This is a genomic window from Quadrisphaera setariae, assembly GCF_008041935.1.
Taxonomy (GTDB): Bacteria; Actinomycetota; Actinomycetes; order Actinomycetales; family Quadrisphaeraceae; genus Quadrisphaera; species Quadrisphaera setariae.
Genome location: NZ_VKAC01000016.1, coordinates 51,483 through 75,156 on the forward strand (window position 1 = coordinate 51,483; position 23,674 = coordinate 75,156).

A 23,674-nucleotide genomic window follows, 5' to 3' on the forward strand; every position below is an offset into this window, starting at 1 on the left:
GTCCGACACCGTGCAGCTCACGAGGTCGGGCCCGCGTCCAGCAGCTCCCAGGTGCGGGCGTGCTGCGCCACCGCGGCGCCGCACGTGAGGCGCTGAGGGCTCTCCACGTGGCGCTGGCGCACCCGCACCGCCAGGGGTGAGCCGTCCGCGAGGTCGAAGACCACCCGCCACGGCGCGTCGGCGTCCGCACCCTCGCGCGTCGCGGAGACCGGCACAAGGTCGCGCACCTCGGCGCGGCCCAGCGCCTGGCGCGCCAGCACGTCGGCGGCCTGCACCACCATCGCGTCGCAGCAGCGTCCGCGCAGCAGCGCCGGCACCACACGACCCACCGCCGTCGCCTCCACCACCGCGGCAGCGTCCGCGGTGTCCACGCGCCCGTAGGTCCAGCCGGTCGGCAGGGACAGCAGGTTGGCGGCGAACCTGTCCCCGCCCAGGTGGGAGCACTCCCACACCCGCGACGGCGCCAGCTCGGCCAGCGCCGCGGCCAGCGGGCGGCCCCGCCGCGCGCAGCACCAGTCCTTGCGCCCGTGCGTGCACACGAGCAGCGGCCCGCCGTCGGAGGTGTCGAGGTCCGTCCAGCCCTCCGGCGAGCGCGCCGCCTGGACGACCTCGGCCACCGAGCACGACCGGGTGATGACGCGCTCGCGGTCTCGGCGCACCGAGACCCGCATGAGCACGCGCTCGCCGTCGTCACCGGCAGCGGCGCGCAGGACGCTCGCGCCGGGCCGGCGCACCAGCAGCAGCTTGGCGCCGATCGAGGCGGCCACCTCCTTGAGCGCCGCGGTGGCCGCGTCGCCCAGCCGGGAGGACGGCACACCCCCAGGCCCCCACGGGCCGGGCTCCTCCACCAGCAGGAAGCCGCGCGTGGTGCTCGCCGAGCCCAGCACGGGCTCGCCGCGCTGCTGCGACTCGGCGGCGCAGGAGTAGCGCCGGTCGGCCGGGGTGAGGCCCTCGGGGGCTGAGGACGCGGTGAGCACCCCGACCGGCTGGTCGGACGTCAGCTCGTGCCCTCCGGCACCTGCCCGGCGGGCACGAGGACCCGCTCGCGCAGCAGCCGCCGCAGGAGCACCTGCGCGTCGTCGGCGTCGATCGCCACCCCGGAGCCGGCCAGGGACGACGGCGACGACGGCCCCGCCAGCGCCGCGCGCAGCGCCGGCTCGACCCACCCGGGGAAGCTGACCGTGCGCTGGTCGACGCGCAGCTCCACGCGGTCGCCGGCCACCTCGACCCGCGCGTGCAGCCCGATCCGCGGACGCACCGCGCCGTCGGCGCCGAGCGTGCGGGCCGCGCGGTCCTGGGACAGCGGGCCCACGGGCTCCAGGGGCACCGCCTGGCGGCGCCGGGCTGCCACGACGCGCTCGACGGCGTCGTCGTCGAGCTGCTCCAGCCACGCCAGGGCGGCGCGGCGGAACACGGCGACGTCGCTCTCGAGGCCGGTGGGCCCCTCGGCCTCCACCGGCAGCGGCAGGGCCCGGCGCAGGGCGAGGGAGTCCTCGCCACCCCCCTTCCCTGCCGACGCGAGGAGGTCGGTGAGCACGTCCTGCCAGGTGGTGGCCAGCAGGCCCACCGTGAGGTGGATGGAGCGGTCGTCCGTCGTCTGCGCCGAGTGCAGGTAGCCGCGGGGCAGGTACAGCGCGTCGCCGGGCTCCAGCACGGTGTCGACGAGGGGCTCCCGGCCGCCCACGGGGTCGGGCCCGAGGTCCTTGCTCGGCTGCGTGCGCAGCGGCAGCTCCACCGCCGGCGGGTGGATCGTCCAGTGCTTGCGCCCGTCGACCTGCAGCACGAGCACGTCGTGGGTGTCGTGGTGGGGCTTGAAGCCCTGCGCGCCGGGCGGGGTCACGTAGACGTTCGTCTGGGTCTGGCAGCCGAGCTCGGCGGCGAGGTCGCGGCAGAACACCCCGAGCGCCGGCCACACGCGGTGCAGCGCGTTGAGCACGATGGTGGCGCCCTCGGCGTGGTTCCTCGCGATGCCGTCCGGGTCGGGCAGGTCGCCCAGGCGCTGGTTGCCGGCGTTCGCGGCGCGCGTGTAGCTGGACCGCGGCAGGGTCACGCCGTCCCTGACCATGGCGAAGAACGGCGTGCGCAGGCCGCGCGGGCCCAGCAGCGCGTCGACGTCGGCGGGGGAGAGCAGGTCGTCGAAGCCGCGCGCCAGGGCGTGCCCGCGGTCGGCGGCGCGCACCAGCAGCGGAGCGCGGTTCCAGTGCTCGGCCGCGAAGCGCTCGGGCGTGGTGCCGAAGCAGCGGGCCAGCGGAGACGGACCGGCCCCGGTCCCCGCGGGGACCGGGGCCGCCAGCTCGCGCTCGAGCTCAGCCGTCACGTCAGCTGTTCGCAGGGTCGACGCCCGCGGGGTCGGAGCCGGCCGGGTCGACCTGGGTGCTGTCGGAGTCGCCGGAGTCGGCGTCGCCACCGGAGCCGCCGGCGGGGTCCACGCCGGCCGGGTCGGAGCCGGCCGGGTCGACCTGGGTGGCGTCGGAGTCGCCGGAGTCGGCGTCTCCGCCCGCCCCGCCCGCTCCGGTGGTCGTGGTGATGTCGTCGTCGTTGAGGGACATGCGGCCTCCTGCTCGTGCACCGACCCGGTCGGGCGGTGCTCGACCATCGTGCCCGCCGGGGTCCGGACCCGCACCCGCTCAGGGGGTGCGCACGGCCATGACGACGACGTCGTCGGCGGGGCGCCCCGGCAGCGCCGCGGCGAGCAGCGCGTCCAGCAGCTCCTCCAGCGAGGCGCCGGCGTGCTCGGCCACGAGCGGCCCCAGCAGCGCCGCGAGCTCGGCGGTGCCCTCGTCGAGGTCGCGGTCGCGCCGCTCCACCAGCCCGTCGCTGTGCAGGAGCAGCACCGAGCCCGACGGCACCGTCACCACGTGGTCGGTGCGGTGGGTGCTCGGGTCGACGCCGAGCAGCAGCTCCGGGGGGCGCGAGAGCACCCGCGTGCGCCCGTCCGGCGGCACCAGCAGCGGGGGCGGGTGCCCGGCGTTGGCCCACCGCCAGCTCCGCGCGCCCGCGCGGCCCGGCGGGGTGAGCACCCCGGCCACCACGGTGGCCGGCGCGGGCACGTCCAGGCGCCAGAACGCGTCGTCAGCGGCCGTCAGCGCCCGCGACGGGAGCCCGTCGACGGCCAGCAGGAAGGAGCGCAGGGCCCCGCTGGCGCGCCCCATCACCGCCGCGGCCTCGACGTCGTGGCCGGCCACGTCGCCCACCACGAGGGCCAGCCGGCCGCCGTCGAGGGGGACGGCGTCGTGCCAGTCGCCCCCCACGTGGTCGCGGCGCCCCGCCGGCAGGTAGCGCGCCGCCAGCTCCACGTCCAGCCCGCGGGGCAGCGGCGCCAGCAGCGCGCGCTGCAGCACCTCGGCGGCGCTGGCGCGGTCGGCCAGCAGCAGCGCGCGCCGCACCGCCTGCCCGGTGGCGCCGGCGGAGGCGCGCACCACGTCGAGCACGCCGCCGCTGACGCGCCCGTCCTCGCGCCAGCCCACGGTCAGGGCCCCGACCACGGAGTCCTCCGCGACCAGCGGCACCACAAGCCCCGAGCGCAGGCCGGAGCGCCGGACGCGGTCGGCGACCTCGGGGAAGAGCGCCCCGACGTCCTCGAGGCGCTCGAAGACCAGCTCCTCACCGGTGCGGCACACGTGGGGGGCCGGCCCGGCGTGCTCCAGCGGCAGGTCGGCCCAGGCCTCCTCGACCGCGGGGTCGATCTGCGCGCGGGACGCGGTGCGCACGCGCCGGGTGGACCAGTCCACCACCGACAGCCCGCCGTAGTCCGCTCCGAGCTTCTCCGTGGCCACGGTCACGACGGCCGAGGCGACCTCGTCGAGCGTGCGGGCCGCGCCCAGCGCCGTGGACACCTCCAGCACCAGGCGGGTGCGCTCCAGGGAGTCCGCCAGCTGCTCGGCCGCCCGCCGCCGCTCGTCGGCGCTGCGGGCCACCACCAGCAGCAGCCCGTCGAGCGGGACCGCCTGCAGCTCGTACCAGCGCGGCCCGCCGATCCGCGCCTCCCACGTGGTGGTGGCGCCGGTGCGCGCCGCGCGGCGCAGCGGCTCCTCGCTCGTGGAGGTGCCGGGCACCGCGTCCCACAGCACCCGGCCCACCACGGCGGCGGGGTCGAGCCCGCTGGCCGAGGCGGCCGCGGGGCTCACCCACAGCACCTCCCAGCCCGGTCCGAGGACGGCGACGGGGTCGGGGATGCTGGCCAGCGCCCGCAGCCACCAGCCCGCGGGCACGGTGGCGGTGGTCCCGCCGTCGTCGCCCAGGTGCACCGCCAGATCGAACCACGCCCCGCCGACGGCCGGGAGGCCCCTGGGCGTCCGCTGTGCTCACAGGCCGAGCAGGCGCACCCCCGCGTAGGCCACGCCGGCCACGAGGACCCACGACACGATGCCGAGGACCAGCGAGCGCCCGCCGGTGCGCACGAGCACGCGCAGCCGGATCCCCGTGCCGAGGGCGTACAGGGCCGCCACGAGCAGCACCGTCTGCACCAGCTGGGCCGCGTCGAGCAGCCCGGTGGGCAGCAGCCTCGTGCTCCGGACCGCCACGGCGAGCAGGAAGCCCACGACGAACAGCGGCAGCAGCGGCACCCGGGCGCGCGAGGTGCCGTCGTCGTCGGCGGCGGCCCGGGAGCGAGCGGCGCGCCGCGCCGCCAGCCCGACCCCCGCCACCAGCGGCGCCAGCAGCGCCACCCGCGCGAGCTTGACGACGACGGCGGTCTGCAGGGCCCCGTCCACGCGGCTCGCGGTGGCCACGACCTGCCCGACGTCGTGGACGCTCGCCCCCACCCACGCCCCGAAGGCCACCGGGTCGAGCCCCAGCGGCCCCGCCAGCGGCGGCAGCACGAGGATCGCGAGCGAGCCGCAGAGGGTCACGAGCGCCACGGCGGTGGTGACGTCGTCCTTGCGGGCCTTCGCCAGCGGCTCCACCGCGGCGATGGCGGAGGCCCCGCAGATGGAGAAGCCGGTGGACACGAGCAGGCTCCGGCCCGGCGGCAGGCCGAGGGCGCGCCCCAGGAGCAGCGTGCCGGCGAACGTCACCGCCACGGTGACGACGACGACGACCAGGCCCTGCCAGCCCAGCGCGAGCACGGCGCCGAGCGGCAGCTGCAGGCCCAGGAGCACCACCGCGGTGCGCAGCAGCCTGCGGCTGGCGAAGGCGGTGCCGGGGGCCAGGGCGGCGCGCTGCAGGCCGGTGTTGGCCACCAGCAGGCCGAGCACGACGGCCACCGTGGTCGGCCCGAGGCCCGGCACCAGGGAGGACACCCCGAACGCGAGCGCCGCGGCCGCCGCCGCGGCGAGCAGGCCGGGCAGGAGCGGGCGCACCGACGCCTCAGGGGCGCGCACGGCGCGACCGGCGGCCCAGCAGGGGGAGCACCAGCAGGAGCACCAGGGCCAGTGCGGCCCCGGCGGCAGCGCCCGCCCACGCCGGCCCGGTCAGGAAGGCGCCCGCGCCGCCCTTCGGGCCCAGGGCGTACCCGGCGAACCCCCCGGCGAACGCGAGGACCACCCCGAGCAGCACGGCGGTCGAAGGCGCGGGCCGGCGCCTGCGGGGGGACAGGAGGAGCCCGGCGACGCCGGCGACGGCCCCCAGGACGACGAGGGTCGCGACCCCGACCACCACGCGCTGCACGCCGCCACGCTAGCCACCGCCTCGGCCGCTTGGTGACCCCGCGTTGACACGACGCGGACCGCCGGGGGACGATCGGCGCCGCCCATCCAGAGCGGCCGAGAGACCTGGCTCGTCGACGCCGCAGCAACCAGCCCGCCCCTCCCGGGGGACGAGGCAGGTGCTCCCGCCAGGACCGATGGAGGAGATCCCTCGTGACCTGCACCGCTACCACCGACGCGCCCGTGGTCGACCTCGCCGGCGCCTTCCGCACCGTCGCCTCCAGCGCCTGGGTGGTCACCACCCGCGCGCCGGAGCGCCCCGTCGGCTTCACCGCCATCTCGGTGGCCTCGGTGTCCCTGGCGCCGCCGCTGCTGTCCTTCAACGTCTCGCGGACCTCCTCCAGCCTGGAGGCGCTGCTGGCCGAGCGGCGCGTGGCGGTGCACCTGCTCGCCGACGACCAGGAGGCGCTGGCGCGGCGCTTCGCGGCTCCCGCCGACGGCCGCTTCCCCGACGACGGCTCCTGGACCTGGGACCCGACCGGCCTGCCGGCGCTGCACGGCGTGGTGGCGCGCCTGGCCGGACCGGTGCACGACGTCGTCGAGGCCGGCGACAGCGTGGTCCTGCTGGTGCGCCCCGAGGTCACCGAGGTGCGCGGCGGTACGCCCCTCGTCCACCACGCGCGGTCCTACCCCCGCCTCAGCCCCATCTGATCGCGCAGGTCGAGGACGGCGGTCTGGTCCGCGTCGAAGGGCTCGTCTGCGGCGTCCGGACCCTGGCCGTCGGTCCGGGCGTCCTCCAGGCCGGTCAGCGGCACCGCGCCGGCGGCGGCCGCGGTGCCTCCGGACAGCGTCGCCAGCATCTGCCGGACGTTGGCCAGCTGCGCGTTGATGCTGTCGCGGCGAGCCGTGGCCGCGGCCAGCTCCCGCTGCGACTCGGCGCGGACCTGGTCCGCGCGCTGGCGGGCCTCCTCCACCAGCGCCGCGGCCTGCTCCCGGGCCGAGGCGAGCAGCTCCTCGGTGCGGGCGGCGACCTCGGCGTCGACCTGCTCGGCGCGGTGCCGGGCCTGCGCCACCACCCGCTCGGCCCGCTCCAGCTCCTCGGCGTCGGCGCGAGCGCGCTCGGCGGCCTCCACCTCGGTGCGGTGGCGGCGGGTGGCCAGCGCCAGCTCGAAGTCCGCGGCGGCCTGCGCGGCGCGGGAGCGTGCGTCCTCCCAGACGGCCTCGGCCTCCTCGCGGCGCGCCGCCGCGTGCCTCTCAGCGGTGTCGAGGACGTCGTCGGCGCGCCGCTGGGCGTCAGCGAGGACCCGCTGGGCCTCCAGGTCGGCGTCGGCGCGGACCGCGGCGTCGTACCTGTCCGCCTCGGTGCGCACCAGCCGCGCACGGGCCTCCGCCTCGCTGCGCAGCGCCTCCGCGTCGGCCTCGGCGCGGGCCAGGAGGTCTGAGGCCTCCTCCTCCGACAGCGCCAGGATCTGCGCCACCCGCGCACCGAGGTCGGCGTAGCGGGGCTGCAGGGCCTCGGGGCGCACCAGCTCGGCCGCCTCCTCGGCAGCCCGCTCCGCGAGCCGGCGCTCCAGCGCCTGCACCTGCTCCGACAGCTCGGCGGCGACCTCGCGGGCCTCGCCGAGCGCCTCCTGGACGTGGTGCACGTGCTGGTCCACCTGGGCGGGGTCGTACCCGCGCAGGACGGTGCGGAACGCGCCGGTGTCGGGCATGGTTCCTCCGGGAGTCGCCGGGGACGGGAGCCCCTACCGTGGCAGGGACGCCCAGGAGCTGCTCGTCGGCGTGGCCTCGGGCGCTCCGGCGCGGGCCGGGGCGCCGCTGCGGCCTCGCGCGGCGAGCACCTCGATGATGCCCGACAGCTGGCCGAGCTCCGCAGCCGCGGACTCGCGCAGACGGGTGAGCTCCGCCACCTCAGCGGTCAGCCGGTCACGCTGGGCGACGGCGTCGACGCGCTCCCTGTCGGCCTCGGCGCGGGCCTCCACCACCAGGCGGACGGCCTCGGCGCGGGCCTCGCGGCGCGCGTCCTGGGACTCGCGCTGTGCACGGGCGACCTCCTCGGCCACCCGGGCCCGCAGCGAGCGGGCGCCGTGCTCGGCCTCCTCGGCGCGCCGCGCGGAGCGCTCGCGCGCCGTCGCCTCCGCGGCGCCCGCGGCCGCCAGCACGCGGTCGGCGTCCTGGCGGGCGGCGCGCACGAGGCGCACCGCCTCGGCGCGCGCGGACTCCAGCTCGTCCACGGCGGTGCGCCGCAGCTGCTCGGCCTCGGCCTCCAGCCCGCCCAGGCGGGTGCGCACGCGCTGGCTGGCGGTGCCCATCACGGCCTGCAGGCGCACCCGGGCGCGGCGCACGGCGGCAGCGGCCTCGGCGTGACCGCGGTGGCGGACGGTGCGGGCCTCCTCCTCGGCGGCGGTCAGCAGCGCCTGCACCGTGCCCGTGGTCCACGCGGTCTGCTCAGCGGCGGCCGCGAGCTCCTTCTCCGCCTGCGCGCGCGCCTCGGCGCGCACCCGGCGGCCCTCCTCGACGGCCTGCTCGCGAGCGGCGGAGGCCTCCTGGCGCGCCTGGACGAGCTCGGTCTCCGCGGTGCGCCGCACCGCGGAGGCGTCGGTGGTGGCCGCGGCGAGCACGCGCTCGGCCTGGGAGTACGCCTCGGCGGTGGCGCGCTGCGCCTCGATGTGACCGGTCTCGCGGATGGTGTCGGCCTCGGCCATCGCCTCGGCGCGCTCCTGCGCGGCGGCCTCGCGGGCGGCGGCGAGCAGCTGGTCGGCCTCGGCGCGCGCACCGGCCAGCAGGCGGTCGCCCTCCTCGGCCGCCCGGTGGTGCGCGGTGCGGGCGAGCTCCTCGGCGGCGGCGCTGTCCGCCATCGCCTGGGTGAGCATCGCGTCGGCGGTGCTGGAGGCCGCCTCGACCACCATGGCCGCCTGCTCGGCGGCGTCCTCCACCAGCTGCTGGGCCTCAGCGCGCGCCTCGGTCATCGCAGCCGTCGACCGCTCGCGCAGCGAGGCCACCTCGGCGGCGGCCTCCTGGTGCTGCGAGCGCAGGGCCGTGATCGCCGCGGACAGGTCGGAGGCCTCGCGGCGCAGGTGCGCCGACTCCTCGCGCAGCTCCACGGCGCGGCGCTCGGCCTCCTCGACGGTGAGGCGCGACTCGGCGGCCGCGTCGCGGCGCACCCGCGCGGCGTGGGCCTCGGCGGCGGCGCGCACCGCCTCGGCGTCGCGCCGGGCGGCGCCGGTGAGCTCCTCGGCCTCGGAGCGGGCGCGCGCCGCCTCGGCGGCGGTGGCCCGCTGCAGGGCGGCGGCGTCGGCCTCAGCGGCGGCGCGCACGCGCTCGGCGTGGTCCTGGGCCAGGCCGAGCAGGTGGATGGCGCGCTCGGGAGCCTCCGGCCGCGGCGCCGGGCGGTGCGGCGGCACGGGGGCCGCGGCCTCGGTGGCCAGGGCCTGCGACGGCGCCGACGGGGCTGCCACCGGCGGGCGCACCTGTCGGTGCTGCGCCGACGGCGCCGACGGCGCAGCGGCGGGTCCCGACGGCGGCAGCACGACCGGCGAGGGCAGCGAGCGACCGCCGGAGCGCGCGCGCACCGGGAGGTCGTCCAGGTCGGGCACCGGGGCGCGCCGGCTGACCATCTGGGGCTGCGGCGCCTCCGAGGCGACCGCCTCCTCGGGGGAGCGTCCCCAGCGGCGCCGCTCGGAGCGGGGCCGCTGCGGAGCGTCGGGCAGCCCCGAGGTGTCGACGGGCCCGCTCAGGGCGGCGTGCGGGATGCCCGCGGGGGAGGTGGAGCTCAGGAGGCTGCCCTCGGGGACCTCGGGCACCACGGCCGTCGCACCCCCGGCAGCACCGGTGGTCCGCTGCGGCCGGTCCGTCCTCATGCAGCCGATGGTGGCACGCAGCCGCCGTCCGGGACGGGCTTTCGCGCTTCGTCGGAGCGTCGTGTCGCGGCCGGTCAGCGCGCCAGGGGCAGGGGCTCGGGCCGCTTCGGGGCCACGCCGTCGCCGCTCGAGCGCCCCTCGAGGCGCCGCCGCACCCACGGGGCCAGGTGGGCGCGCGCCCAGGCGGCGTCCTGGCCGGCGCGCGCCAGGCGTCCGGGGGAGGGCTGCGGCGGCAGCGGTGAGGCCCACTCCTGCTCGGCCGCCCCCAGATCGCCGCCGTGCAGCCCCCGCACGGTGGCGGCGGCCAGCAGGGCCACCCGCTCGTGGCCCTCCGGCGCCAGGTGGATCCGGTCCGGGGCCCACATCCGCAGGTCGTAGAGGGCGCGCATCGACCACAGGTCCATGACCAGCGCGTCCCAGCGCTGGGCGATGCGCCACAGGTGGAGGTTGAAGGTGGCCACGCGGCCGCGGGTCATGCGCACCACCGGAAGCCCGGCGGGGTCGAAGCCGGCCGCCAGCAGCACCTGGGCTCCGGCGGAGCGGGCGGCGCCCACCGCCTCGTCCAGCGCGGCGGCCAGGGCGTCGACGTCGACGCTGGGTCGCAGGATGTCGTTGCCGCCCGCGCTGATGCTGAGCAGGTCAGGGCCGAGCTCGAGGGCGCGGGGCAGCTGCTCGTCCAGGACCTCCCGCATCCGCTTGCCGCGGACGGCGAGGTTGGCGTACTCCAGGCGCGAGCCCGCGCCGCGCGCGTCGTCGTCGAGCAGCTCGGCGAGCCGGTCGGCCCAGCCGCGGTGGCGTCCGGGGGAGGCCGGGTCGGGGTCGTCGATGCCCTCGGTGAAGGAGTCCCCGACGGCGACGTACCGCCGGTACGTCGGCGCGGGTCCGCGCGCGGGGTCAGCAGCCACCCGCGCACGCTAGCGCTCGTTGCTCAGGGCAGCGACCAGTCGACAGCAGGTGCGCCCTGCGCGCGCAGCGCCTCGTCGACAGCGGTGAACGGGCGCGACCCGTGGAACCCGCGCGAGGCCGACAGCGGGCTCGGGTGCACCCCCGTGATGACGGCGGTCCCGGCCAGCAGGCCGGCGGCGGTCTGCGCGTCCCGCCCCCACAGCACCGACACCAGCGGCCCGCCCCGGGCGGCGAGCGCCCGCACGGCGGCGTCGGTGACGCGCTCCCACCCGAGCCTGCGGTGCGAGCCGGAGTCGCCGGCGCGCACCGTGAGCACCCGGTTGAGCAGCAGCACGCCGCGCTCCGCCCAGGGCGACAGGTCCCCGGTCGAGGGGGCCGGGAGCCCGGTGTCCGCCACGAGCTCCTTGAGCAGGTTGCGCAGCGTCGGCGGCAGCGGCCTCACGTGCGGTGCCACGGAGAAGGCCAGCCCCACCGCGTGGCCGGGCCGGGGGTAGGGGTCCTGGCCGAGCAGCAGCACCCGCACCGCATCGAGCGGCTGCTCGAAGGCGCGCAGCACGTGCTCGGGCGCCGGCAGCACCTCCTCGCCGGCGCCGCGGCGCGCCGCGAGCTCGGCCTCCAGCCGGAGCAGGTCCTCCTCGACCGGGGCGAGGGCGACCCTCCAGCTGGGGTGGACGGCGGCGAGCGGGGACGGCGCGGCGGGGGTCGGCACGGGCCCACGCTGCCCTGCCGCGGCGCGCTCTGCCAGGGTGGGCCGGTGGCGCTGTCGCAGCGGGACCTGGCGGTGCTCGCCCTCGAGCGGCGCACCTTCCGGCGCCGGGGCGAGAAGGAGCAGGCCGTCCGCGACGAGCTGGACATGTCGGCCACCCGCTACTACCAGCGGCTCAACGCCCTCCTCGACGACCCGGAGGCCCTGGCCGCCGACCCGGTGCTGGTCGGCAGGCTCCGTCGCCTGCGCGAGGAGCGCACCGCCGGGCGGGACCTGGACGTCGGCCCCGCCCCCGGGAGCTGACGCGCCGCGTCACCGCGAACCGCCCTCGCGGCGACCTCCGAGCCCGTACCGTCGAGGCGTGAGCTCGCCGTACCCGCGTGACGACTTCGACGCCGTCACCCCGCCGCGCGACGGCCGCCGCGGTGCTCACCGCGCCGCGCCCAAGCGCCCCGGCGGTGTCCTCGCCCCGGTGGTCATCGCCCTGGTCGTCGTGGCCGCCGGAGGCGCCGGCTACGTGGCGCTCACCACGGTGGGGAACCCCGGCTCCAGCGCCAGCGCCGCCCCCGCCGCGGGCGGTGACCAGGCCGCCGCGCAGGACCCGGCCGCCTCCGCCGACCCGGCCGCCGGCGGTGCGCCTCCTGCCGCCTCGCCCGCCTCCTCCCCGGAGGCGCCGCCCAGCGCCAGCCCCACGGCCTCCTCCGAGCGCAGCGCACCGGTCGTCGTCCTCAACGGCACCGGGACCTCCGGACTGGCGGCGAAGAAGGCCGCGCAGGTCGAGGCCGACGGCTGGGAGGTCGCCAGCACCGGCAACGCCACCGCCGCGCAGCGCTCGGCCCACAAGACCACGACCGTGCTGTACCCCACCGCCGCGCTCGAGGGCGCCGCCGAGGCCCTCGCGGCGCAGGTGGGTGCGAAGACCGCGCTCGACGCCCAGGCGCAGGCCGGCTCGCTGACCGTCGTCCTGCGCTGAGGCGCCCTCCGCACGTCCTCCCCCGGTGGGACAGGGGGACGGAGGGGCTCCGGACGGGTGCGGCGGCCTCGGCGGCGGCCTCCGCGACGGCTGTTCGCAGGTCGCACGCCGGAAGCGGTGCCCGGAGCGGGCCGCTGGGCGCCGCGCCCCGGCGCCGTCCCGCTGCCGGGGCGCCCTGACCTGGCCTCGGACCTCGCTCGGGCGGCTCGCCGACCGCTACCCTGCGGACCGGTCGATCAGTTCAGTGGCGACAGGACTCCTCCAGCACGAACGCCAGGGGGGCCGCACGGGGGCCGCGAGGCCCACGGACTCCAGACCCGGGGTCGGGCGCACTGCCCCTCCCCGACCACCGCACCGCTGCAGGAGCACGCACCATGGCACTCGGAACTGTGAAGTGGTTCAACGCTGAGAAGGGGTTCGGGTTCATCACCGTCGAGGGTGGCCCTGACGTCTTCGTCCACTGGTCCGCCATCCAGATGGACGGCTACCGCTCCCTCGAGGAGGGACAGGCCGTCGAGTTCGAGATCGGGCAGGGCCAGAAGGGCCCGCAGGCCGAGGCCGTCCGCCTCGCCGGCGCCTGACCAGCACCCCACGCGCCCGCGACGGCGCCGTCCCCGCGAGGGGGCGGCGCCGTCGCTGCGTCCGCGAGGGTCGTCCGGGTGCAGCGTGTTTGCACTCGGACGGTGAGAGTGCCAATCTGGTACCTGGCACTCGGTGACCCCGAGTGCCAGCACAGGACCTGGGAGCCCCGAGCTCCCCGGCCGTGCTGGGCGAGCCGCAGGCCCCCGGGTGCAGGCCCGGAGCGCAGGCGGCGTCCGTCGCGGGCGCCCGGCCGGCCGGCAGCACCACACGAACCGCCACCCGTTCCGGAGGAGCACCGCTCATGGCGAAGACCATTGCCTTCAACGAGGAGGCCCGCCGCGGTCTCGAGCGGGGTATGAACACCCTCGCCGACGCCGTCAAGGTCACCCTCGGCCCCAAGGGCCGCAACGTCGTGCTGGAGAAGAAGTGGGGCGCCCCCACCATCACCAACGACGGCGTCTCGATCGCCAAGGAGATCGAGCTCGAGGACCCGTACGAGAAGATCGGGGCCGAGCTCGTCAAGGAGGTCGCCAAGAAGACCGACGACGTCGCCGGTGACGGCACCACCACCGCGACCGTCCTGGCCCAGGCGATGGTCCGCGAGGGCCTGCGCAACGTCGCCGCCGGCGCCAACCCGATGGCCCTCAAGCGCGGCATCGAGAAGGCCGTCGCGGCCGTCTCCGACCAGCTGCTCGCCAACGCCGTCGACGTCGAGACCCGCGAGCAGATCGCCGCGACCGCCTCGATCTCCGCCGCTGACCCCGCCATCGGCGACCTCATCGCCGAGGCGATGGACAAGGTCGGCAAGGAGGGCGTGATCACGGTCGAGGAGAGCAACACCTTCGGCCTCGAGCTCGAGCTCACCGAGGGCATGCGCTTCGACAAGGGCTACATCTCGCCCTACTTCGTCACCGACGGCGAGCGCATGGAGGCGGTCCTCGAGGACCCGTACATCCTCATCGCCAACTCCAAGATCTCCTCGATCAAGGACCTGCTGCCCCTGCTGGAGAAGGTCACCCAGTCGGGCAAGCCGCTGGTGATCATCGCTGAGGACGTCGAGGGCGAGGCCCTGGCCACGCTCGTCGTCAACAAGATCCGCGGCATCTTCCGCTCCGCCGCCGTCAAGGCGCCCGGCTTCGGCGACCGCCGCAAGGCGATGCTGCAGGACATCGCGATCCTGTCCGGCGGCCAGGTCATCTCCGAGGAGGTCGGCCTCAAGCTCGACACCGCGGGCCTGGACCTGCTGGGCCGCGCCCGCAAGGTGGTCATCACCAAGGACGAGACCACCATCGTCGAGGGTGCTGGCGACGCCGACCAGATCGCCGGTCGCGTCAACCAGATCCGCTCCGAGATCGAGCGCAGCGACTCCGACTACGACCGCGAGAAGCTGCAGGAGCGCCTCGCCAAGCTCGCCGGCGGCGTGGCCGTCATCAAGGCGGGCGCGGCCACCGAGGTCGAGCTCAAGGAGCGCAAGCACCGCATCGAGGACGCCGTCCGCAACGCGAAGGCCGCCGTCGAGGAGGGCATCGTCGCCGGCGGCGGCGTGGCCCTCATCCAGGCCGGCTCCAAGGCCTTCACCGACCTGCAGCTCTCGGGTGACGAGGCGACCGGCGCGAACATCGTCAAGGTCGCCATCGAGGCCCCGCTCAAGCAGATCGCCGTCAACGCCGGCCTCGAGGGCGGCGTCGTGGCGGAGAAGGTGCGCAACCTCCCCGTCGGCCAGGGCCTGAACGCCGCCACCAACGAGTACGTCGACATGGTCGGCTCCGGCATCATCGACCCGGCCAAGGTGACGCGCTCGGCGCTGCAGAACGCCGCCTCCATCGCGGCGCTGTTCCTCACCACCGAGGCCGTCATCGCCGACAAGCCGGAGAAGGCCGCTGCGGCCCCGGCCGGTGGCGACGGCGGCATGGGCGGCATGGACTTCTGATCCCGCCGCTCAGCCAGCTCGGCTGAAGCCCGAGGGCGGCACCCCTCACCGGGGGTGCCGCCCTTCGTCGTCCTGCTGACCGCTCCAGCCGGCCTCAGACCGGTGGGGGAGCGGTGGAGGCCCGCACCTCCAGGTGCACCGGCACGACGGTGGTGCCGGTGAGGTGCCGTCCCGGCTGGGCGATCTCCTCCAGGAGGATCCGCACGCAGTGCTCGCCGACGGTCTCGAAGTCCTGGTGGACGGTGGTGAGCGGCGGCCAGTAGTCGCTGGACTCGGCGACGTCGTCGAAGCCGACCACGGAGACGTCCTGGGGCACGCGCCGGCCCCGCTCGTGCAGGGCGCGCAGCAGCCCGAGGGCCATCTGGTCGTTGGCGCTGAACACCGCCGTCACCTCGCCCGGGGGCAGGCCGGCCAGGAGGTGCCCGGCGCGGTGACCGGACGCGGAGGTCCAGTCACCCACCACCGGTGGGGGCACCGGGCGCCCGGCGGCGCGCAGCACCTCCTCCCAGGTGCGGGCGCGCACCTGCGCGGCGCGGCTGGTGGGCGGCCCCGCGAGGTGGTGGACGGTGCGGTGGCCCAGCTCCAGCAGGTGCTCGACGGCGGCGCGCGCGCCGGCGGCCTGGTCGGTGTCGACGCTGGGGAACGGACCGGGCACGGCGTCGGTGGTGACCAGGGGGAGCCCCGGGCGCACCGCCACGTCGAAGCGCTCGAGGAGGTCGGCCTCCACGAGGACCAGCCCGTCGACCTCGGAGGCGGACAGGGCGGCGATGCCGCTGTCGACCCGCGCCGCGGTGGCCTCCTCCAGGCTCAGCAGCTGGATGGCGCGCCCCGCGCGGCCCGCGGCCTGGGTGATGCCTGACAGGGAGCGGACGTCACCCAGGCGCGAGACGGAGAAGACCAGGACGCCGATGGCCCCGTAGCGCCCGGTGGCCAGGGCGCGCGCCGCGGTGTTGGGCTGGTAGCCGATGGCCTTCAGCGACTCCAGCACCCGGGCGCGCGTCTCGGGGACGACGCCCTCGTGGCCGTTCACCACCCGCGAGACCGTCTGCGCCGAGACCCCCGCGGCCGCGGCGACGTCGGCCAGGGAGGGGCGGTCGCTCCTGCGCACCCCCCGCGGCCGCGGGGACACTCAGGCCCCGCCCATGCCGGTCTCGGCGACGCCGCGCACGAGCCAGCGCTGGAGCACGACGAAGACGACCAGCACCGGCACCAGGGACAGCAGCGCCGCGGCGAACAGGCCCGTGTAGTCGAAGGTCTGCGCGGTGAGGAACTGCGACAGGTACACCTGGACGGTGAGCGCGCCGCTGCCGCTGCCGGCGACGACGAGCGGCCACAGGAACGCGTTCCACGCGCCCACGAAGCCCAGCACGGTGAGCGCCGAGGCGAAGGCGAGCGAGTTGGGCACCACGATGCGCACGAAGACCCCCAGGTGGCCGAGGCCGTCCAGCTTGCCCGCCTCCTCCAGCTCCTTGGGGAAGGCCAGGAAGAACTGGCGGAAGAGGAAGACGTTGAAGGCGCTGAACAGCGTAGGCACCACGAGGCCCTGGAGGGAGTCCACCCACCCGAGCTTGGCCACGATGATGAAGTTGGGCAGGAAGGTCGTGGCGCCCGGGATGAGCAGCATGAGCACGGTGAGGGCGAACAGCGGCTGGGCGAGCCGGTGCGGGATCCGCGCCAGCGCGTAGCCCGCCATCGCCGCGACGACGATCTGCCCGACGGTCATGGAGACGGCCATGAGGCTGCTCGTGATGATGGCCGTGGTGAAGGACGGGTCCTCCAGGACGCGGCCGAAGGCGCTCCAGTCGGGCTGGGACGGCCACAGGACGAAGGTCCGCGACGCGATGTCCGCCGGGGAGGAGACCGCCGTCTTGACCATGATGTAGAAGGGCAGCAGGAACAGCAGCCCCAGCACGGCCAGCACGGCGTAGCGCAGGGCCAGCAGGGCCCCCGCGCCCGGGCCGCGGACCCCGGTCACGAGGGGGTCCCGGTGCGACGGGCGCGGCGCGACCGGCGCTTCGTGCGGTCTTCCGCGGCGGCGAAGCCGAAGAAGTAGTTCTGGCCCAGGGCCACCACCACCATGATCGCCGTGAGGATGAGGGAGCCCGCGGAGCCCAGGCCGAAGTCGCGGTCTCCGCCGAGGGCCACCTGGTAGAGGTAGACGAGCGGGGGCCGGGTGTCGGGGTTCTTGGGCAGCAGGTTGATGAACTCGTCGAAGGCCTGGAAGGCGGCGACGAGCAGGAGCAGCAGCACGGCCGCGACGGTGGGTCGCAGCTGCGGCCACGTCATGGAGAAGAAGCGGCGCGGACCGGCGGACAGGCCGTCGATGGCAGCGGCCTCGTACATCGTCTTGGGGATGCGCTGCAGCCCGGCGAGGAAGAGCAGCATGTAGAAGCCGACCTGCAGCCACAGGCGCACGGTGACGAGCACGACCCACCAGTACGGCGACTGCGCCAGCCAGGTGCTGATCGGCTCCAGGCCCACCGCGGACAGCGCGGTGTTGGCCACTCCGGAGGGCAGGCCGCTGAACAGGCCCAGCTTCCAGATGAGCGAGGCCACCACGTAGGAGCAGGCGAGCGGGATGAAGAACACCGAGCGCAGCAGCGCCTGGGCCGCCGGCAGCTCGTGCAGCAGCAGCGCCAGTCCCAGCGAGCAGGCCATCGTCACGGGGACGATGAAGACGGCGAAGACGCCGAACGTCACCAGGGACTGGATGAACGCCTGGTCGGTGAGGAACCGCAGGTAGTTGTCGACGCCCACGAAGCGCACCGGCGTCAGGGAGCCGCGCGCCTCGGTGAAGCTCAGGTAGGCGCTCCACAGGATCGGGAGCACCGAGAAGACCGCCAGCCCTGCGAAGAACGGGCCCACGAGGATCCAGAAGGCCCGGTCGGTGCCGGGCAGCGCCGAGCCTGCGCGTCGGGGGCGCCGAGCGGGTGGGGCGCCGGCCCCGCCCCGGGGGGCGCCCCCGCCGGGCGCGTCCTGCGCCCGGCGGGGGGTGGTGGTGCTCACTTCGCGAGCGAGTCGAGGGTCTGCTGGGCGGTCTGGGCGGCGGCCTGCAGCGTGCTGGTGGCGTCGGCGCCGCTGGTGATGATCTTCACAGCGGCGTCGTTGAAGGCCGTCTCCATGGCCGGGGTCCAGAACGGGCCCGCGGCGTAGCCGTACTGGGTGGCGGCGTCGACGCAGGTCTTGGCGGGTCCGCTGCCCAGCTGGGTGGTGGCCGAGGCGACGGAGGTCTGCGGCGGGATGTGGAAGCCGAAGTCCACCGAGAACGAGGTCTGGAACTTCGTGTCGTCGATCCACTGCGCCTTCGCGGCGGCCTTGGCGGCGTCGACGTCGGAGGCCTTCGCGGCCACCTGCATGTTCCACCCGGAGACCATGACGACCGGCTTGCCGCTGCCGAAGGCCGGGACGGGCATGGCCGCGACGTCGTCGCCGAGGGCCTTGACCATGGTGGGCACCGCCCACATGCCCTGCCAGGTGATGGCGGCGAGGCCGGCGTTGAAGGAGGTCGCGTCCCACCAGTCGGTGGGGGAGCCCAGCAGGACGGCCTGCTTGTCGTTGGCCTCCTTGAGCTTGGTGAGGGCGCTGGCGACGTCGGCGGTCGCGAAGTTCACCTTCGTGTCGCCGTCGGACAGGAGGCCGCCGCCGCTGGCCGCGGCCGCGCTCTTGATGACGCCGGCGCCGCCGTCGTTGCCGAGCCAGAGGCCCTTCTGGTTGCCGCCGGTGAGCTCGATGCCCGCGGCGATGAGGTCGTCGAAGGTCTTGGGCTCGGCGATGCCGGCCTTCTGCAGCATGCTCGGGCGGTAGAAGATCAGCTGCGGGTCGCTGATCATCGGGATGCCGTAGATCTTGCCGTCGATGGTGACGACCTTCAGCGAGGTCTCGCTGAACTGCGCCTTGACCGGCTCCATGATGTCGGTGAGGTCGGCGTACTGGCCGGCGCGCGCCGAGGCGACGTCGATGGCGTTGTTCTCGAAGAGGTCCACGCCGCTGCCGGCGGTCAGGCGCGACTGCAGCTTGGGCGCGTAGTCGCCCAGGACCCAGTTCACCGTGATCTTGCTGGCGGTGTAGGCGGCCGCCCACTTCTTCACGGCGTCCTCGACGCCCTCCTCGCCGTACTGGTGGAACCACTGCGACAGCCCGCCGCTGCCGCCCGAGCCGCCCGAGCCCCCGCCGGTGCCGCCGTCGTTGCCGCCGCAGGCGGACAGCAGCGGCGCGGTCACGGCGGCGGAGCCGAGGATGGCGAGGAGGGTGCGGCGGCTGAGGCCGTTCGGGGTGGTGACCATGTCTCGGCTCCTGGTGTGTGAGGCGCAGCGTTGCGTCACTCGAGCGGCGTCGCTCGGTGTCGAGGATGTTAGCGATAACAGGATCGTCGTCAAGCACTTCGGCAGAGTCGTCACCGGGTGACGCCTCTTCGTGACCGGTTCGTGTCCTCCACGCTCCGCCGACCGCCCCGTGGGCTTCCTCGACGGCTCCCTCATCCGGCAGAGTGGCCTCGTGAGCGCTAACAGCGACGTGCGTGAGCACTGGTTCGAGCAGCACGACCCGTCCCAGGGGGTGCTGCCGGCTCGTGCCGCGCTGCGCTCGGACGCGCCCGAGCTCGACCTGTCCGGTGACTGGCGCTTCCGCTGGAGCCCGCACGCCGACGTCGAGGAGTCCTTCGCGCAGCCCGGCTTCGACGACTCCGCCTGGGACCTGCTGGCCGTGCCCGGCCACTGGCAGCTCGCGCCGCAGAACACCGACGGCCGCTACGGCCGGCCCGCCTACACCAACGTGCAGTACCCCTTCCCCGTCGACCCGCCCTTCGTGCCGGACGAGAACCCGACCGGCGACCACCGCGTCGTCGTCGTCGTCCCCGACGACCTCGCCGCCGTCGTGGCGGCCGGAGGCCGTGCGGTGCTGCGCTTCGAGGGCGTCGACTCCGCCTTCCGCGTGTGGGTGGACGGCACCGAGGTGGGCCGCTCGGTCGGCTCGCGCCTGGTGTCCGAGATCGACGTCACCGACCACCTCCCCTCCGCCGGCGAGCAGGTCGTCCTCGCGGTCCGCGTGCACCAGTGGTCCTCGGGCTCCTACCTGGAGGACCAGGACATGTGGTGGCTGTCGGGGATCTTCCGCGACGTGCGCCTGCTCGGCCGCCCCGCCGGCGGCGTCGACGACGTGCACGTGCACGCCGGCTACGACCACGCCACCGGCACCGGCTCCCTGCGCGTGGAGGTCGTCACCGCGGCCGGCGGCACGACGACGGCCCGCGTGCTCGTGCCCGAGCTCGGCCTCGACCTCGCACCCGGCGAGGACGCGGTGGTCCCGGTCGACCCGTGGAGCGCGGAGTCCCCGCGCCTGTACGACGCCGAGGTGGCCACCGCCACCGAGCGCGTCCGCCTGCGCATCGGCTTCCGCACCGTGGCGATCGTCCCGTCCACGACCGGCGACTGGGACGTCTTCACCGTCAACGGCGCCCGCACCCTCATGCGCGGCGTCAACCGCCACGAGGTGTCCGCCGACCGCGGCCGCTCCACCACCCCCGCCGAAGACCTCGCCGACGTGCTGCTCATGAAGCAGCACGGGGTCAACGCCGTCCGCACCAGCCACTACCCGCCGCACCCGCGCTTCCTCGACCTGTGCGACGAGCACGGGCTGTGGGTCGTCGACGAGTGCGACCTCGAGACGCACGGCTTCTGGTACAACTCCTGGCGCCGCAACCCCTCCGACGACCCGGCGTGGGAGGCGCCCATGGTCGACCGGATGGTGCGCACCGTGCACCGCGACAAGAACCACGCCAGCGTGGTCATGTGGTCGCTCGGCAACGAGAGCGGCGTCGGCCGCAACCTGTCCGCCATGGCCCGCGCCGCCCGCGAGGTCGGCACCGGCCTGCCCCTGCACTACGAGCACGACTGGGGCTTCCACGACGTCGACGTGTACAGCCGCATGTACGCCTCCCACGCCGAGGTCGAGCGCATCGCCCGCGGTGCGGAGGCGCACCTGGGCAGCGACGAGGCGATGGAGCAGGACGGGCAGACCGCCGGCCCGCGCGACGACGCCGCGGACGCGCGCCGGCGCCGCCTGCCCTTCGTGCAGTGCGAGTACGTGCACGCCATGGGCCTGGGCCCCGGAGGCGTGGCGGAGTACCAGGACCTCTTCGAGTCCTCCGACCGCGTCATGGGCGGCTTCGTGTGGGAGTGGATCGACCACGGCCTGCGCCAGGTCGCTGACGGCCGCGAGCGCTGGGCGTACGGCGGCGACTTCGGCGAGGTGACGCACGACGGCAACTTCGTGGCCGACGGCCTCCTCTTCCCCGACCGGACGCCCTCGCCCGGGCTGCTCGACGTGGCCGTCGCCTACGCACCGGTCAAGGTCGTGCCCGCCGCTGGCGCGCCCGCCGGGGCGCCGGCGGTGACGGTCACCAACCGCTACGACGTCCGGGACCTCTCCGGCGTCTCCCTGCGATGGGTGAGGGAGGACGACGGCGAGGAGGTCGCCAGCGGCGAGCTGGTCACCCCGGACCTCGCGCCCTGGGCCAGCGCCGACGTGGCACTGCCGGCGGAGGCCCTCGTGCCGGCGCGCGGCGGCACTGGTCGACAGCTGGAGCGGTGGGTCACGGTGACGGCCGTCTCCCGCAAGGACGAGCCGTGGGCCGCCGCCGGGCACGTGCTGGGCTCCGGCCAGGTGGCGCTGGACCCGCTGCCGTCGTCGTCCTCCTCGACGACGGCGGCCGGTGCTGCTGCTGCGGAGCCGGTGCGGCGCGGAGCCGACCTGGTCCTCGGCGGTGCCTCCTTCGACGCGCGCACCGGTGCGCTGCACCGCCTCGGCGGGCTGCCGGTGCACGGGCTCCGCCTCGACCTGTGGCGCGCGCCCACCGACAACGACGAGGGCGAGAACGGCAAGATCGCCGACGCCTGGCGCGAGGCCAAGCTCCACCAGCTCACCCACCAGGTCCGCGAGGTCCGCGTGGACGGCGGCTCGCTCGTGGTGACCACGCGCGTGGCGCCGCCCCTGCACGACCACGGCGTCCTGGCCACCTTCCGGTGGACGGCGCTCGAGCCCGGCGGCGCCGGCGGCGCCGGCGGCGCCGCCGTGCGCCTGGACGTGCACGTGCAGCCGCAGGGGGAGCAGTCCCTGCCGTGGCCGCGCCTCGGGGTGCGCCTGCACCTGCCGCGCGCCCTCGACCGGGTCGCGTGGTTCGGCCGCGGACCCGGCGAGGCCTACCCCGACACGGGTCTGGCGGCACGCGTCGGGCGGTTCAGCGCGTCGGTCGCGGAGCTGCAGACGCCGTACGTCATGCCGCAGGAGAACGGCCACCGCGCCGACGCCCGCTGGCTGGAGCTCACCGGCGGCGAGCTGGTCGGGAGCCCGCGCACGTCGGGCCTGCGCGTGGAGGGCACCCCCACCACGGGCTTCACCGCCCGCCGGTGGACCACCGAGGAGCTGGCCGCGGCCCGCCACGACGCCGAGCTCGTGCCCGGTCCCGACCTCGTGGTGACCCTCGACGCCGCCCTGCACGGCACCGGTACCGCCTCGTGCGGACCCGCCGTGCTGCCCCAGTACGTGCTGCACCCGGCCGAGCGCTCGTTCTCCGTGGTCCTGCGGGAGCTGCCCGCCTGAGAAACAGCGGGGCCGGTGGCGGCAAGGAGCGGGGTGTGAGCCCACCCCAGCCCCCACCGGCCGACAGCGCTGAGCAGCGCTTCCGCGCGCTGTACGCCGACGTCCACGCCGACGTCCTCAGGTTCGTGTGGCGCCGTTCGGCCGCCGAGGCGGTTAGCAGTGCGGAGGACGTCGTCGCCGACGCCTTCCTCGCGGCGTGGCGCCGCTTCGACGACGCCCCCCGTCGCCTGGACGCCCAGCGCGCCTGGGTGTTCGGCATCGCCCGCAACTGCCTGCTGACCACCCGGCGGGGCAGCGGGCGGCGGGAGGCGCTCGCGGTGCGCGTCAACGACGCTGCCGATGACTCCGGCGCCCTGACGACGACCCCGCACGACGAGCTGGTCGCCGGGCTCGACCTCGCCGCCGCGTGGCGGCGCCTCGCACCTGCCGAGCAGGAGGTGCTGGCCCTCACCGTCTTCGAGGACCTCACCTCCGCGCAGGCGGCGCTGGTGCTCGGCACCACCCCCACCGGCTACCGGCTGCGCCTCATGCGCGCCCGCCGCGCGCTGCGCGGCCACCTGTCCGACGGCGACGCCGCGGAGCCCGCTCCGGCACCGCGCCGCGTCTCCCCGCCCGCGACCGACGCCCTGGAGGCGACCCGATGAGCCAGAGCCGCATCCCCGACCCCTCCCTCGACGCCGCCCTGCGTCGTCTTGACGCGGCACCGCGGGCGCCCCTCGACGACGTCGCCCGCGTGCGCGCCACCTCCGTGCTGGAGCGGACGCTCGCGGTCGGGCAGCTGCCTGACGCGCGTGCCGCCGGGCGGCGCGACCCCCTCGTCCCCCGCCCGCGGCGCACCGGAGTCCGCGTCGCGCTGCTCGCTGGTGCTGCCGCGGCCGTCGCGGTGGCCATCGGGGCCGCCCAGGTGCTCGGCGGTGGCGCCACGGCCTACGCCGACTCGTGGGAGCCGGTGCCGGCGCCCGCCAGCGCGGCTGACGTCGCGGCCGCCGAGCGCGCCTGCGCCGGCACAGCGCGCTCGGTGGCGGGGGACGGTGCCTCGAGGCTGCAGCCGCGACTCGCCGAGCGCCGGGGTGACCTCGTGCTCCTCGCGATGGACGACGGCGCCCCCGAGCCGGCGACGGTGATGTGCGTCGCCGCGCTGCCTCCCGGTGGGGGAGCCGACTTCCTCTCCGGCAGCGGGGGCGGCGGAGTGGTCAGGCCCCCCGCCGACGGCGTCACGGACGCGGGGATCTTCGAGCGGACCACCCCCGGTGACGAGCTGTCGGTCATCGACGGCCTCGCCGGCGAGCACGTGGAGGCGGTCACCGTGCGCACCGCGGACGGCCGCGCCGTGGAGGCGACGGTCGAGGGCGGCCACTACGCCGCCTGGTGGCCCGGCCGCGCGATGGTCGAGAGCGACCAGCCCCTGCCGTCCGGTGCGCAGGGCGGGTGCGCGGGCGACTGCGACGGCGGTCAGCCGGTGCCGAGCTACACCCTCGACGTCACCCTCGACGACGGCACCGTCCTGCGGCACGTGGTGCCCAGCGCCGGCTGACG

Annotated in this window: 22 protein-coding genes; 8 read left to right on the forward strand and 14 right to left on the reverse strand. The window is 76.2% G+C overall.

Annotated elements, in window-relative coordinates; all coding sequences use genetic code 11:
* Positions 1-17 precede the first annotated feature (17 nt).
* From FMM08_RS20835 to FMM08_RS20860, 6 genes are all read right to left on the reverse strand, one after another.
* Complete coding sequence (locus FMM08_RS20835) at positions 18-977, reverse strand: sucrase ferredoxin (protein WP_147928266.1); 960 nt, start codon at positions 975-977, stop codon at positions 18-20.
* Positions 978-997: 20 nt separating this feature from the next.
* Positions 998-2,317 (reverse strand): cupin domain-containing protein, encoded by a 1,320-nt coding sequence (locus FMM08_RS20840; RefSeq protein WP_187279906.1) that lies wholly within the window; start codon positions 2,315-2,317, stop codon positions 998-1,000.
* A 1-nt stretch (position 2,318) separates the two neighbouring features.
* Positions 2,319-2,549: a hypothetical protein gene (locus FMM08_RS20845; protein WP_147928268.1), complete on the reverse strand. Its 231-nt coding sequence runs from the start codon at positions 2,547-2,549 to the stop codon at positions 2,319-2,321.
* Positions 2,550-2,627: 78 nt separating this feature from the next.
* Positions 2,628-4,247 carry a SpoIIE family protein phosphatase gene (locus tag FMM08_RS20850; protein ID WP_147928269.1) on the reverse strand — a complete coding sequence of 540 codons (1,620 nt, stop codon included), beginning with the start codon at positions 4,245-4,247 and terminating at the stop codon, positions 2,628-2,630.
* A 57-nt stretch (positions 4,248-4,304) separates the two neighbouring features.
* Positions 4,305-5,321: a YeiH family protein gene (locus FMM08_RS20855; protein ID WP_147928270.1), complete on the reverse strand. Its 1,017-nt coding sequence runs from the start codon at positions 5,319-5,321 to the stop codon at positions 4,305-4,307.
* The gene (locus FMM08_RS20860) at positions 5,308-5,607 is read right to left on the reverse strand and encodes a hypothetical protein (RefSeq protein WP_147928271.1); all 300 of its coding nucleotides are present in this window, start codon (positions 5,605-5,607) and stop codon (positions 5,308-5,310) included. The genes FMM08_RS20855 and FMM08_RS20860 overlap by 14 nt, the downstream gene beginning before the upstream one ends.
* A 191-nt stretch (positions 5,608-5,798) precedes the next feature.
* Here FMM08_RS20860 and FMM08_RS20865 point away from each other — a divergent pair, with 191 nt between their 5' ends.
* Positions 5,799-6,296: a flavin reductase family protein gene (locus FMM08_RS20865; protein ID WP_147928272.1), complete on the forward strand. Its 498-nt coding sequence runs from the start codon at positions 5,799-5,801 to the stop codon at positions 6,294-6,296.
* On the opposite strand, the gene FMM08_RS20870 is transcribed toward FMM08_RS20865, so the two are convergent.
* The 4 genes from FMM08_RS20870 to FMM08_RS20885 all read right to left on the reverse strand — a co-directional run bounded on the left by FMM08_RS20870 (position 6,272) and on the right by FMM08_RS20885 (position 11,060).
* Positions 6,272-7,297, reverse strand: a complete 1,026-nt coding sequence (locus FMM08_RS20870) for a coiled-coil domain-containing protein (protein WP_147928273.1) — start codon at positions 7,295-7,297, stop codon at positions 6,272-6,274. The two genes, FMM08_RS20865 and FMM08_RS20870, sit on opposite strands and share 25 nt — an antisense overlap.
* A gap of 33 nt (positions 7,298-7,330) precedes the next feature.
* Positions 7,331-9,445 carry a coiled-coil domain-containing protein gene (locus FMM08_RS20875; RefSeq protein ID WP_147928274.1) on the reverse strand — a complete coding sequence of 705 codons (2,115 nt, stop codon included), beginning with the start codon at positions 9,443-9,445 and terminating at the stop codon, positions 7,331-7,333.
* Between the two features lie 74 nt (positions 9,446-9,519).
* Positions 9,520-10,350: an SGNH/GDSL hydrolase family protein gene (locus tag FMM08_RS20880; protein ID WP_147928275.1), complete on the reverse strand. Its 831-nt coding sequence runs from the start codon at positions 10,348-10,350 to the stop codon at positions 9,520-9,522.
* A gap of 23 nt (positions 10,351-10,373) precedes the next feature.
* A complete protein-coding gene (locus tag FMM08_RS20885; protein ID WP_222711031.1) occupies positions 10,374-11,060 on the reverse strand; it encodes a uracil-DNA glycosylase in 687 nt (228 codons plus the stop codon).
* Positions 11,061-11,105: 45 nt separating this feature from the next.
* Here FMM08_RS20885 and FMM08_RS20890 point away from each other — a divergent pair, with 45 nt between their 5' ends.
* The 4 genes from FMM08_RS20890 (at position 11,106) to groL (ending at position 14,542) form a co-directional block, all read left to right on the forward strand.
* Positions 11,106-11,360 carry a DUF3263 domain-containing protein gene (locus FMM08_RS20890; protein WP_255472664.1) on the forward strand — a complete coding sequence of 85 codons (255 nt, stop codon included), beginning with the start codon at positions 11,106-11,108 and terminating at the stop codon, positions 11,358-11,360.
* A gap of 58 nt (positions 11,361-11,418) precedes the next feature.
* Positions 11,419-12,030 (forward strand): LytR C-terminal domain-containing protein, encoded by a 612-nt coding sequence (locus FMM08_RS20895; RefSeq protein WP_147928278.1) that lies wholly within the window; start codon positions 11,419-11,421, stop codon positions 12,028-12,030.
* Positions 12,031-12,404: 374 nt separating this feature from the next.
* Positions 12,405-12,611 (forward strand): cold-shock protein, encoded by a 207-nt coding sequence (locus FMM08_RS20900; RefSeq protein ID WP_147928279.1) that lies wholly within the window; start codon positions 12,405-12,407, stop codon positions 12,609-12,611.
* A gap of 302 nt (positions 12,612-12,913) precedes the next feature.
* A complete protein-coding gene (gene groL, locus FMM08_RS20905) occupies positions 12,914-14,542 on the forward strand; it encodes a chaperonin GroEL (protein ID WP_147928280.1) in 1,629 nt (542 codons plus the stop codon).
* 94 nt (positions 14,543-14,636) lie between these two features.
* On the opposite strand, the gene FMM08_RS20910 is transcribed toward groL, so the two are convergent.
* The 4 genes from FMM08_RS20910 to FMM08_RS20925 are packed head-to-tail and all read right to left on the reverse strand — an operon-like array spanning position 14,637 to position 18,825.
* Entirely contained in the window at positions 14,637-15,650 is a 1,014-nt protein-coding gene (locus FMM08_RS20910; RefSeq protein WP_222711032.1) for a LacI family DNA-binding transcriptional regulator, read from the reverse strand.
* A 21-nt stretch (positions 15,651-15,671) separates the two neighbouring features.
* On the reverse strand, positions 15,672-16,517 hold the full coding sequence (locus FMM08_RS20915; protein ID WP_222711033.1) for a carbohydrate ABC transporter permease: 846 nt from the start codon (positions 16,515-16,517) through the stop codon (positions 15,672-15,674).
* Entirely contained in the window at positions 16,514-17,548 is a 1,035-nt protein-coding gene (locus FMM08_RS20920) for a carbohydrate ABC transporter permease (protein ID WP_222711034.1), read from the reverse strand. The genes FMM08_RS20915 and FMM08_RS20920 overlap by 4 nt, the downstream gene beginning before the upstream one ends.
* Complete coding sequence (locus tag FMM08_RS20925) at positions 17,545-18,825, reverse strand: ABC transporter substrate-binding protein (protein WP_187279907.1); 1,281 nt, start codon at positions 18,823-18,825, stop codon at positions 17,545-17,547. Before FMM08_RS20925 ends, FMM08_RS20920 begins: the two co-directional genes overlap by 4 nt.
* A 211-nt stretch (positions 18,826-19,036) precedes the next feature.
* Here FMM08_RS20925 and FMM08_RS20930 point away from each other — a divergent pair, with 211 nt between their 5' ends.
* From FMM08_RS20930 to FMM08_RS20940, 3 genes are read left to right on the forward strand one after another with little or no spacing between them, the layout of a single operon-like run.
* Positions 19,037-22,138: a glycoside hydrolase family 2 TIM barrel-domain containing protein gene (locus tag FMM08_RS20930; RefSeq protein WP_147928282.1), complete on the forward strand. Its 3,102-nt coding sequence runs from the start codon at positions 19,037-19,039 to the stop codon at positions 22,136-22,138.
* A 35-nt stretch (positions 22,139-22,173) separates the two neighbouring features.
* The gene (locus tag FMM08_RS20935; RefSeq protein WP_147928283.1) at positions 22,174-22,782 is read left to right on the forward strand and encodes an RNA polymerase sigma factor; all 609 of its coding nucleotides are present in this window, start codon (positions 22,174-22,176) and stop codon (positions 22,780-22,782) included.
* Positions 22,779-23,672, forward strand: coding sequence for a hypothetical protein (locus FMM08_RS20940; protein WP_147928284.1), 894 nt, complete (start codon positions 22,779-22,781; stop codon positions 23,670-23,672). Before FMM08_RS20935 ends, FMM08_RS20940 begins: the two co-directional genes overlap by 4 nt.
* Positions 23,673-23,674 lie beyond the last annotated feature (2 nt).